General features: G+C 46.6%; 7 protein-coding genes. 3 read left to right on the forward strand and 4 right to left on the reverse strand.

Going from position 1 to position 11,552, the window contains the following annotated elements:
* Positions 1–267: 267 nt before the first annotated feature.
* Genes IQ235_RS07730 through IQ235_RS07740 form a run of 3 tightly spaced genes read left to right on the forward strand, consistent with a single transcriptional unit; the run spans position 268 to position 6,142 of the window.
* Positions 268–1,023 carry a COG4280 domain-containing protein gene (locus IQ235_RS07730; protein WP_264320904.1) on the forward strand — a complete coding sequence of 252 codons (756 nt, stop codon included), beginning with the start codon at positions 268–270 and terminating at the stop codon, positions 1,021–1,023.
* A gap of 56 nt (positions 1,024–1,079) precedes the next feature.
* Positions 1,080–5,669 (forward strand): non-ribosomal peptide synthetase, encoded by a 4,590-nt coding sequence (locus tag IQ235_RS07735; protein ID WP_264320905.1) that lies wholly within the window; start codon positions 1,080–1,082, stop codon positions 5,667–5,669.
* A 41-nt stretch (positions 5,670–5,710) separates the two neighbouring features.
* Positions 5,711–6,142, forward strand: coding sequence for an EamA family transporter (locus tag IQ235_RS07740; protein WP_264320906.1), 432 nt, complete (start codon positions 5,711–5,713; stop codon positions 6,140–6,142).
* Between the two features lie 177 nt (positions 6,143–6,319).
* Here the strand turns inward: IQ235_RS07740 and IQ235_RS07745 are convergent, their stop codons facing one another.
* The 4 genes from IQ235_RS07745 to IQ235_RS07760 all read right to left on the reverse strand — a co-directional run bounded on the left by IQ235_RS07745 (position 6,320) and on the right by IQ235_RS07760 (position 10,886).
* The gene (locus IQ235_RS07745; protein WP_264320907.1) at positions 6,320–6,736 is read right to left on the reverse strand and encodes an ExbD/TolR family protein; all 417 of its coding nucleotides are present in this window, start codon (positions 6,734–6,736) and stop codon (positions 6,320–6,322) included.
* Complete coding sequence (locus tag IQ235_RS07750) at positions 6,717–7,370, reverse strand: MotA/TolQ/ExbB proton channel family protein (RefSeq protein WP_264320908.1); 654 nt, start codon at positions 7,368–7,370, stop codon at positions 6,717–6,719. The genes IQ235_RS07745 and IQ235_RS07750 overlap by 20 nt, the downstream gene beginning before the upstream one ends.
* Before the next feature lie 400 nt (positions 7,371–7,770).
* Complete coding sequence (locus tag IQ235_RS07755; RefSeq protein ID WP_264320909.1) at positions 7,771–9,015, reverse strand: MORN repeat-containing protein; 1,245 nt, start codon at positions 9,013–9,015, stop codon at positions 7,771–7,773.
* Positions 9,016–9,521: 506 nt separating this feature from the next.
* Positions 9,522–10,886, reverse strand: a complete 1,365-nt coding sequence (locus IQ235_RS07760) for a hypothetical protein (RefSeq protein WP_264320910.1) — start codon at positions 10,884–10,886, stop codon at positions 9,522–9,524.
* Positions 10,887–11,552 lie beyond the last annotated feature (666 nt).

Consider the following 11,552-nt stretch of genomic DNA (forward strand, 5'->3'; position numbering starts at 1 on the left):
AAATAGTAAGTATTCAGCCACACCAGCAAATCGTCGAACCCACCCCCTGCCCCTCCACAAGAGGGGAGTAGAAGATGAATATTTTCAAGATTTCATTCATTTCCCAATTTTTACGCAATAATTCCCCTCTCACCGAGGGGTTAGGGGTGGGTTCGATCTCAAATAACTTCAACCTGAATACTTACTTTAAATATTTAATCGAGCGAGACTTTAAATTATATTTCCATTCTTCTCTGGAGACACTATGCGAACCTGCGTGAGGACAAAATGAATGTAAATGTTTGGGCTGCATCTGCGGCGGGATCGTTTGTTGAATTTCTAGAACTTGCCGTTATTGCTTATGCGATCGCGCGGTCTGGCTATCCCCAAGAAGCACTTTGGGGGAGCATTATCGGCATTCTGGGAATTATCGCGATTTCGTTGCCTTTCGGTCGAGTTTTACAAACCATTCCCCTCCACTTTCTCCAGATCGCGATCGGGTCGATTTTAATCGTGTTTGGATTGCGATGGATGCACAAATCAATTCGCCGTCAAGTCAAAAATACTCGCGCGGGTTGGATGTCTGAGAACCCTCTCAGTGCAGAAGATATTATTTTAGACGATCGCTCGAAAAATTTCAATATTCTTAACTTTTGGATCGTCACGAAAAGCGCTATCTTAGAAACCCTTGAAATTGCGATTTTGGTTGTGACTTTGGGATTAGCCTCTCAAGCATGGACTGAAGCAATCGGCGGTGCGATCGCGGCATTGCTCTTCTCTATTATCATCGTTTTCATTTTACACAATTACTTATTAAATATCCCTGAAGTTTTAATCAAGTTAGGAGCGGGAGTTTTTTTGATTTCTTTGGGAACGTTTTGGCTAGGAGAAGGCTTCGGATTTGATTGGTTCTTCGGAGAACTTTCAATCTTGGCAATTATCACGACCTATAGTTTAATAGCATTTGCGATCGTGCAATGGCAAAAAATTCGTTCTCAACAATTGGAATTAAAATTTGATATCGAATTAAAAATTAAAGAGTAAACAGATTCTTTGACCTTTAGCAAGAAAAACCAATAATCAAGCAACTAATAACAAATATGAAAGCCCAAGATCTCGCTCAACGCATCGCCAGCCTTCCCCCCGAAAAACAAGCACTCTTAAAACTGCGACTCGAAAAGCAAAAAAAAGAACAAGTTAAAACACGATCCTCCGATCGAGACGCTGCACGAACGCTCAAAATTCCCAAGCGGACTCGATCCGATACAGAATTGGAACGATTCCCCATCTCTTTCGCCCAGCAGCGAATGTGGTTTCAAGATAGTTTGGGGGTGAACAGTGCAGTTGCCAATAATCTTTCCGCTTCTCTAAAAATCAACGGATCGCTGCAAGTTTTGGCCCTCGATCGCGCCCTGAAAGAAATCCTGCGCCGTCACGCTATTTTGCGAACGACGATACAAGTGATCGACGGGGAATTAATGCAGGTTATCGCACCCCGAGTGGATTGGACTTTACCCGTTATCGACCTGCGATCGCTGACTCCTAACGAACAAGACGAACGAGCGCGATCGCTAATCCAGGAACAAGGATTTCAACCCATCGACCTTGCTAAAGATTGGTGCTGGCAATTCAAGCTGCTCCAATTGGGACAAAAAGACCACATGTTACTCGCAACGATCCATCACATCGCCGTTGATGGTTGGTCTTTTGGCGTATTTTTTCGCGAATTGAGCGCATTGTATGGCGCATTTGCCCAAGGACGGCCTTCCCCCCTGCCGGAACTCCCCGTTCAATATGTCGATTTTTCATTGTGGCAACAGGAATATTTTCAGGGCGATACTCTCGCAAAAGAACTGGAGTATTGGCGCAAAACCTTACAAAATGCTCCGGATGTTTTGCCATTACCCAGCGATCGTCCCCGCCCGACAGTGATTTCTTTTCAGGGAAAAACCCTATCTTTTCTCCTGCCTAAAACCCTAACCAACGGGCTGAAACGGCTCTCGCAACAAGCGGGGGCAACTCTTTATACCACCCTACTCGCAGCGCTGCAAACTCTGTTATTTCGCTATTGCGGGGAAGAAGATATTCCGATCGGTTCCCCCATTGCCAACCGCCACCAACCGGAAGTCGAACCCTTAATTGGCTGTTTTATCAATACGCTTGTCTTTCGTTCCGATCTCTCGGGAAATCCCAGCTTTCGCCAACTGATCGAGCGGGTCAAAGAAACCGTTCTCGATGCATTGGCGCACCAGACCCTACCGTTTGAAAAGCTGGTTAAGGAACTCCAACCGACCCGGAATGTTGCCTATGCTCCCATTTTTCAGGTGATGTTAGTGTTGCAAAACACTTTTTCTGTGGAGGAGATCGAACTCCCCGGATTAAATGTCGCTCATTCGCGCATCGATAACAAAACGTCTCAATTTGACCTCACGTTTCACCTCGTCGAAGACGATAACGGACTCATCGGCAAGTTGGAATACAACACCGATCTGTTTGACGAACCCAGAATGGTACGAATGCTCGGTCATTTTCAGACTTTGCTCGATGGAATCATTTCCAACCCCGATCGGACTCTCGAAGAACTTCCCCTGCTCGCGGAAACAGAACGACAAAAACTGAAGGCTTGGCAAGGGTCAAATCTCTGTGAATCCGCAACAGCTTGCATTCATCAGTTATTTGAAGCTCAAGTCAAGCGTACACCTGAAGCGACTGCTGTCGTCTTTGGAGAGAAAAAACTAAGCTATCGGGAATTGAATACTCGTGCCAATCAGCTCGCGCATCATCTACAGAGTTTGGGGGTTAGAGCGGAAGTCCCGGTCGGAATTTGTCTGGAGCGATCGGTGGAAACGCTTGTGGGTTTGCTGGGCATCCTCAAAGCCGGGGGGGCTTATGTGCCGATGGACCCCAATTATCCCCAGCAACGACTCGAGTTTATGCTTCAAAGCGCGCGGGTGCGAGTATTGGTGACGGAGGAAATGCTTTGGAGGTCAGATTTAGAGCATAGCGCGCGGGCGGTGTATCTGGACAAAGATAAGGATGCGATCTCCCGATCGCCGTCAGAAAATCTCTCAGTTGAGGTGCAAGCTCGCGATCTTGCCTATATCATCTACACGTCAGGCTCGACGGGTCAACCGAAGGGCGTTGCGATCGCCCATAGTAATCTAGTCAACGCTTACTTCGCCTGGGAAAGCGCTTATCAGCTTCGGGCAAAACCCATTAGCCACTTGCAAATGGCCAGTTTCTCTTTCGATGTCTTTACGGGTGATTGGGTTCGCACCCTTTGTTCGGGGGGAAAATTGGTAATATGTCCCCGCGAGGTATTGCTAGAAGCAGACAAGCTCTACGCTCTAATGCGGCGAAATCAAGTCGATTATGCGGAGTTCGTCCCAGCCGTCATTCGATATCTGATGGATTATTTAGAAGCAACGGCACAGAATTTAGAGTTTATGCGGGTGCTGATTGTCGGGTCCGATAATTGGTATCTCGGTGAATTTGAGAGGCTGCGTCAGTTCTGCGGGACTCAAACGCGACTCATAAACTCTTATGGAGTGACAGAAGCAACGATCGACAGTAGTTATTTTGAAACGAGTGAGGTTAATCTTCCATCTGGGCAACTCGTGCCAATTGGTCGTTCTTTTGCAAATACTCAGCTTTACGTTCTCGATGCGCGTCTTCAACCCGTTCCGATTGGCATTCCAGGAGAGTTGTATATTGGGGGTGCGGGATTAGCAAGAGGCTATCTCGATCGCCCGGATTTAACCCAACGAGCATTTATTCCCAACCCTTTTGATGCCGGAGCGCGCCTTTACAAAACTGGCGATCGCGTTTGTTACCGAGAAGACGGCAACCTCGAATTTTTGGGCCGCATCGACAAGCAGATTAAAATACGCGGATTTCGGATCGAGCTGGGGGAAATTGAAACAGTCCTGAGTCAACACCCAGATGTACGAATCTGCGCTGTCATTCCCCGCGACGTAGACGACGATCGCCAACTTGTGGGATATGTCGTGTTAGAACCCGACCGTGCGGTAACGTCCTTACAGCTGCGCCGATTTCTAGAAAAACAGCTTCCCAAGTACGCAATCCCTTCAATATTCATATGGCCCGACGAACTACCACTCAACGCTCATGGCAAAGTCGATCGCAAAGGACTGCCCGTACCCAAAGCAGGAGCATCTCAAGCAACAGAAACATTCGTGCCACCTAAGACGTTGACGGAGAAAACCATTGCTGAGATTTTTGCTGAGATATTAAAACTCGACCGCGTAGCGTCTCCCCAGGAGAATCGCGTGGGTCTTTACGATGACTTTTTTGAGTTGGGAGGACATTCGTTACTGGCCGTAAAACTGCTAGCACGACTGAATTGTGCCCTCGATATAGAACTGGGATTGGTAGATTTATTCGAGAGTTCGACCGTGTCGGGACTGGCAACGCGAGTCGAAGACTGGCGAGAAAAACCGACGGCGCAATCGCCCCTCAATTTAGAGGAGGAAGTCGTTTTAGACTCCGCAATCGCTCCTCCTGAAGGATACGATTTTCAATGGGCTGAATCCCCGAAACAGATATTTTTAAGCGGGGCGACGGGCTTTTTAGGGGGGTTTCTCTTGGTGGAACTTCTGCAAAAGACATCGGCGATCGTGCATTGTCTGGTACGCGCTGCCGATGAAGCCTCGGGACGGCAAAGAATTCAAGACAATCTCGAATCTTATCAGTTATGGCAAGAACGTTTCCGCGATTCTCCTGGGGAGACGCTACGCGAACGCATCGTTGTCATTCCCGGAGACCTCTCGAAACCTTACTTGGGATTGAGTTTAGATCGGTTTCAGGAATTGGGCGATCGCGTTGAAGTTATTTATCACAACGGTGCGTTTGTCAATTCCCTTTATCCTTATTCTGCCTTCAAACAGAGCAATGTTTTGGGAACCGAGGAGATTTTACGATTGGCAGTTTGCGGAAAACTCAAAGCCGTCCATTTTGTTTCCTCCTTGTCTGTCGTTCATTCCCCCGCTTATCTCCATCGCGAAGCCGTATTGGAAACCGACGGCGAGTGCCCGCAAGGATTGTTTAACGGCTACGCCCAAAGTAAATGGGTGGCCGAACAAATTTGTCAAATCGCGCGGTCGCGAGGCATTCCCGTCTCGATTTATCGTCCGGGTGTCATTTCCGGACATAGCCAAGCGGGAGTCGGCAATACGCGAGATCTCCTCCACACCGTCCTCAAAGGGTTCGTTCAACTCAAAAGCGCTCCCGATCTCAAAGCCATATGGGATTTTACTCCCGTTGATTACGTAGCCGGAGCGATCGTCCATTTATCCCAACAGTCCGATAGTATCGGCAACGTTTTCCACTTAACAAACCCGCAACCCATTCTTTTGAGCGATTTAATCGAAGAGATCGCGTCCTTTGGCTATCCTCTTGAGAAGATGGCTTACAAACCGTGGCGAAAACGCTTAGCTGATTTTGTAAAAGAATCTGGCTCGAACCAATGGAATTCTTTACTGCCTATTTTTCCTAAGGATTTTCTTCCAGAACAACTGCGCGTTCTAACGATAAAATTCGATAGCAAAAATACATTGCAAGGATTAGCTAATACATCCATTACTTGTCCCCCGGTCGATCGGCAGTTACTCGGTACTTACTTATCTTATTTAATCGATCGTGGTTTTTTGGATTCACCCGCTCGAAAATAGCGATCGCCGCAATCGGTACTGTTAATTTTTGGATGTTTCTCATGCCTGATTTCGAGCAACCCTGGTGGCTATTTGCTTTGCTCTCTGCCCTATTTGCCGCATTGACGACGATTTTTGCCAAGGTTGGGGTAGAGTCGATCGATTCTAATCTGGCAACGGCAATTCGCACCGTTGTTATTTCAGCGATCGCTTGGGGAATTGTGCTGGCGAGGGGTCAGTTCCAAGCCTTGTTTTCCATTTCCGGCAAAACCCTGCTCTTTTTGGGACTGTCGGGTTTTGCCACGGGGCTATCTTGGCTGTGCTACTTCCGGGCGCTACAACTCGGTCCGGCTTCGCGAGTTGCCCCCGTCGATAAATCGGGACTGGTGTTGATTTTACTATTTTCCGTTCTATTCTTAAACGAACCGATTTCGTGGAAGGCGATCGGGGGAACTCTGTTAATTCTATCGGGGACGCTGGTTTTAATTCGGTAAGGCGTTCGATTTTACAGTCAATTTTTTTATCGTCGATTTTACAGAGGCTAATTTAGACATCTGGAAAAAATGAAAATGGCAATCAATTTTCGCGCTTGAAACCATCAACTCTCCCCCCTGTTCCCCATTCCCTATTCCCTGCGTTCGAGAGTTCCCTCTTTTGGGCGCCTAGGTCTATTAGCGATCGGATGCTGGTTTAGTGGTGGCGATCGCCAATTTGACACCCTGAGTTTGACGCAATCGATCCATGACTTGAATCACTTGACCGTGACTGACCGTTTCATCCGCTTTCAACACGACGAGTGCCGTTTGAGAACCATCCATCAGTTGTGTCACACCCGTTTGAAGTTCTTCTAACTCAATGAGATCGTCGTTTAGAAATATCTGCTCTTCATTGGGAATCGTTACCGCGATTTTGGCTTGATTTTGGGTTTGAGCGCTAGCCGCTTGAGGAAGGTTAACGGGTAATCCCTCATTACGAGATAAAAACAGTGTAGAAATCATAAAGAAAGCCAAGATTGAAAAAATCACATCAATCATCGGCAAGATATTGATTTGACCTTGAGTCTCAACTTCATTTTCGAGCGGTTTCATGAATTTTTAATCCCTGTTCGTAATACTCGTCTTGCAAGAGTTCTAGTCTGCCAGTGCATTCTTGAATTGAAGAAACTTGTCGTCGATAAAGTCCTTTAAATGTATTGGAAAAAAATAAAGTAAAAATAGCGACGATTAGCCCCAATACTGTTGAAGATAATGCTTCACTCAGACCCCCAGTTACGCCCACTGTATCGCTACTTCCGAGATTGCCCAGTTGTAGAGAAGAAAAAGATGCCATCAAACCGAGTACCGTTCCCAAAAGTCCTAATAATGGTGACACCGTAATAATCGTGTCGAAAATTGTATTAAATCGCCGTAATGATGGCAATTCGGCTTGAGCTGCATTTTCTAGGGCAAGGCGAAATTTAGCTGGGGTTGGTTTGTCAAGTGCTAATGCTTCTAAAAAAATCCGACACATGGGTAGTTCGGGATGTTTTTTGAGAAGCCCTAACGCAGAGTACCAGTCTTTTTCAAATAAATTGAAAGCTTTTCGAACGATCGGCTTTTGCTTTTTTAAAATTTTTAGCCAGAAGTACGATCGCTCTGAAATCAAAGCAATCGCTAAGACTGAAAAGAGAAGTAACGGCCAAGCTACAACTCCGGCTGAAAAAATTAATTGACTAATTTGCACGTAGTTTTCTCCTTTTTTTCTTTAATAAAAAATTGAGTACTTCCAATAATATTAAGATTGGATAATTCGTCACAAAAAGAGCACAATTGTTGTAGATATTCTCCGATTCTCTTCTTATGCCCCTGTTGCTCACTTGAACTGGAATTGTCAGTGTTTAACCAAACTTAATATAGGTTATTATTGCTTCCGCATGATATCAACAAAATAATTTAAAAAGATGAGTGACGGCTAGATTTAGCTAGCACAAAAACGCAATTTTATTTTGCTCGATTGCTTTAATTTGATAACGATTTTAATCAAATTTACCGTCGTGCTTAAATTTGATAATCTTGAACAAAATATTTATTAAAATAATATCATTGTTGGGCTTAACAAAGGTAATCGTTTATCTTTATTAAGATTATTCTTCTTGAAATTCACCATTCACCCAATCTCCTTCTAAACGGTCTCCATCGGCAAAAATGTAAACACCAAAACCATTTTTATCTCCATTTCTAAATTCACCTTCATAGCGATCGCCGTTTGCATATTCGCAGATAACATTGCCCTCCAAGTTTCCATTGGCGACCGAACCTTCACAGCGATCGCCGTTAGCGAAAATAAAGGCTCCCCTACCATTCAACGTTCCATTTTGAAACTCGCCTTCGTAACGATTGTTATCTGCAAAAATATAGGTTCCCAAACCCTGGAATTGTCCGGCTTCAAACTGCCCTTCATAGCTGCTCCCGTCAGCAAAAGTCAGAGTTCCTCGTCCGTGAGGCTTGCCGTCGAGAAATCTACCTTCATAGCGGTTGCCATTGGCATACTCTCGTACTCCCGTTCCCGTTAACTCCCCTGCCTTCAATTCCCCTTCATAACTTCCCCCCATCGCAAAACTCCAAGACCCCGTTCCATCCGGCCGACCTTCAGCAAATGTCCCTTCGTAGCGATCGCCGTTGGCTAAGGTATAAACCCCCATGCCATGTCGCTGAGTGTTGGCGAATTCACCTTCGTAGCGATTGCCGTTGGCGTAGGTACAAACAGCAACCCCCGAAAGTTGACCCCCCTCGAAAGTTCCCTCGCACCGATCTCCGTTCCCTAGGGTTAAAATGCCCCGACCGTGGGGCTGACCGCTGGCAAACGCTCCTTCGTAGGTTCCAATTTCTGAGGTTAATACCCCCGTACCCTCGAACTGGTTATTGGAGATTTGTCCTTCATAGCGATCGCCATTGGCAAATTCCCAAATTCCCGTACCGTTCAGTTGTCCGTCGCGAAACTCTCCCTCATAGCGACTGCCGTCTACAAACGTGTAAACGCCCGTTCCACTAGGTTTTCCATCTCTAAATTCCCCTTCGTAGCGATCGCCGTTGGTAAATTCGCAGATTCCCCGACTGTTGGGGTTGCCCCGAGCGATCTCACCGGAACAAATGCTGCTATCGGGAAGGGTGATGCCGTCAGAAGTCGCTGGGGACGCACTCGGAACGGGTGAGGGTTTAGGAATTGGCGTTGTTGTTGGGTTGGGAGATGAAGGTCGATCGTTCTCGACCTCGGAATTAGCTGGGGGATCGACGGCAAGAACCCGATGAGCCATCGATCCGAACATCCCAACGATCGAAGCGATCGAAAATGCGATGCCTAACTTGGAGAGAGAATGAGCTATGGACACAGATCGTACCACCGCGAACTCAACAAACAATAGAAGAAAGTGAAAACTGAGGTTTGGGTAACATATGGCTATATTTAGCGTTGTTAGGATACTGTTCTGGGTAAGCATCGGGAGAAACGGGAGAAATAGACTCGTAACGCGCTTGTCTGTCCTAATCTCAAGGAATACAGCTATAGTCAGCGATTCGGTCTTGGAACTGTAGGTCGAGATCTCGATCGCATGGGGTGGGGTGCGATCGGTACCGATTCAAATGCGTTTGAGAAGCTACACCCCACGTGTTGCTAACCTTTTTAGCTGCGGTTCGAACACACCTATAAACTCTCGAATCTTGCCAGGATAAAGGTTTAGAGGTTCGAGGGGCTATAATGCAATGATTTTCCGAGATGAGGACTGTTGTCTAATTGCTCGATACAACAAATGACTTAGCTCGATCGGACATCGCAGAGAAAATACACCTCAAACCTTTACACTACCGAGACAAAAACTGAGTTTATACCAGATATTTATTACTTCTTGCCATATCCCCCAGGAATGGGTTTTTCGTAAACCGGCTCTTCGTAAACGGGTTCCTCGTAGACAGGCTCTTCGTAGACCGGTTCTTCGTAAACGGGTTCCTTATAAGCGGGTTCCTCGTAGACAGGCTCTTCGTAGACCGGTTCTTCGTAAACGGGTTCCTTATAAGCGGGTTCCTCGTAGACAGGCTCTTCGTAGACCGGTTCTTCATAAACTGGCTCTTCATAAACGGGTTCTTTATAAGCAGAGTCCTCGTAGGCCGGTTCTGTTTCAGCTCTGTAGAAATCTTCTTCTTGCTGGTGCAGCATCTCCCGAAGATTTTCGGCTTCTTCGGTTCCTTCATCTGCGTGATGCGCCCGAATCGTAAAACTCTCCCCAGCAACGTTGTCATAAGAATCTTCTCCAGACTGTGCTGCTTCTAAAGCTGCTCGGTCGGCTTCTTCGTCGCCGCTAGATGTTGTAATTTCGTAAGAATATTCGCCGTTTTCGTCTCGCTGAACTTCGATTAACGTTTCTCCAGTTACGGCAAATTCCTCTTGGCGTTGGTAAGAATGCTCCCGACCTAAAAATTGACCTCCACCGTTCTCCGAGCCATCACCGGACTCGACGGGTTGCTCGGGCAGCAAGTTACGGAAACTCTCAAAAGGCGAAGAGATCGCAGCTTGCTCGGTGCCATTTCCATTTCCTCCCTCACTATTTACCCCCCCAGAATCGCCCCCTGGCGAACCACCGAACCAACCTTCACCATCTCCCGTACCTCCGGGTCCCGAACCGATCGGACCGATATTTCCCAAACCATCAGAAGCGCCATCCCCTTCGGTCGAGTCACCGCTCTTACTCCCGTCTGTAGCTTTCCCCTGTCCAGTCTTAGACTTGTCTTGAGAAGTCCCCACAACACCAGGGTCTACAAAAGTATCTCCCGTGTCCTCGGCAAACGTATCTTCTGCGAACGTATCCTCGGCAAACGGCTCTTCTGTTGGCGCGATCGGCGCATCGTTGGCGACGGATTCCGAAATCGCCGGCTCTGGCAGGTATGCTTGCACGGGTTCCAAAGCTGTACTCGCTTCAACTGATTCTGCTGCTGGGGATGATGCGGTTTCTTCTGCGATAACGACATCGGTGGAAATCTCGGGTTCTATTTCCAGGAAATCGCTATCGTCCAAGACCAGAATTTCTATTTCTTCAATTTCTTCTTTGGCGATCGCTTTTGGAACCCAGTCGAGCAAGCCACTACGTACTGCTGCCACCATTCCTGCATGGAAGATAATCGACCCTGAAAGAGTATAAATGAAAAGACTTCTTAATACCGTCTCCTCTTTCTGGCGCTGTTTCTGTACGTCAACCGTTAAATTGCTCATAACTCAACCCAAAATAAACGCTGAAACCATCTCAATTTTTTTAGCTTGAAAATTACTGACACGATTGAGCTAATTTCGATCGAACTATCTTTTTACCCAAACGTTAAACGTTTTTAGGGATTAGACTAACCCAGATCGGGCGCATCGTTCGTGCAGTCTGATACCACAACAAATAAAGTAGCCTTTCCAATGCATTTAAATTTTTCAAGCTCAATTATTCGCAATAAAGCTCTCCCTAGCAGTAAATAGTACGATTTAGGAATTTCACTTAAAGAAAATACTTCTCAATTAGATTACAATAGACGCTGACTTCTGTCTAGGTGTAGATCGAAGGTTTGCACAACCAAAGACAACCTGCGTCTGAAACCTTTACATAGCAAAGAATACAAAGATTGAGTAGAAGATTGAATCGACGATCGCTGAAGGAGTCAGGACGAGCAGGCAAATCGAGTCAATATACCCCACCCCAGATCGGATTGGACTTTGGACAAAGAGAAGGGAGGGGGGTAGCCTGCATGAAGCGGCAATAGGGGAAATTGAGCAAAGTGAAAACGCTCAACCTATTGCCGATGAATATTCCAGATTGTATCAACCAACTCATTCAATTTCGGGAGCAAGTCTACAAGAGCTTCAGCCACCGTGGTGACGGCCTGATGGACCTGCACG

It is taken from the genome of Zarconia navalis LEGE 11467 (assembly GCF_015207075.1).
GTDB classification, from domain to species: Bacteria; Cyanobacteriota; Cyanobacteriia; order Cyanobacteriales; family Geitlerinemataceae; genus Zarconia; species Zarconia navalis.

Bases quoted from the DNA above. Each gene is read 5' to 3' on its own strand.
- IQ235_RS07745 (WP_264320907.1), bottom strand. From the start codon at position 6,736: ATGAAACCGCTCGAAAATGAAGTTGAGACTCAAGGTCAAATCAATATC.
- IQ235_RS07740 (WP_264320906.1), top strand. From the start codon at position 5,711: ATGCCTGATTTCGAGCAACCCTGGTGGCTATTTGCTTTGCTCTCTGCC.
- IQ235_RS07760 (WP_264320910.1), bottom strand. From the start codon at position 10,886: ATGAGCAATTTAACGGTTGACGTACAGAAACAGCGCCAGAAAGAGGAG.
- IQ235_RS07730 (WP_264320904.1), top strand. From the start codon at position 268: ATGAATGTAAATGTTTGGGCTGCATCTGCGGCGGGATCGTTTGTTGAA.
- IQ235_RS07735 (WP_264320905.1), top strand. From the start codon at position 1,080: ATGAAAGCCCAAGATCTCGCTCAACGCATCGCCAGCCTTCCCCCCGAA.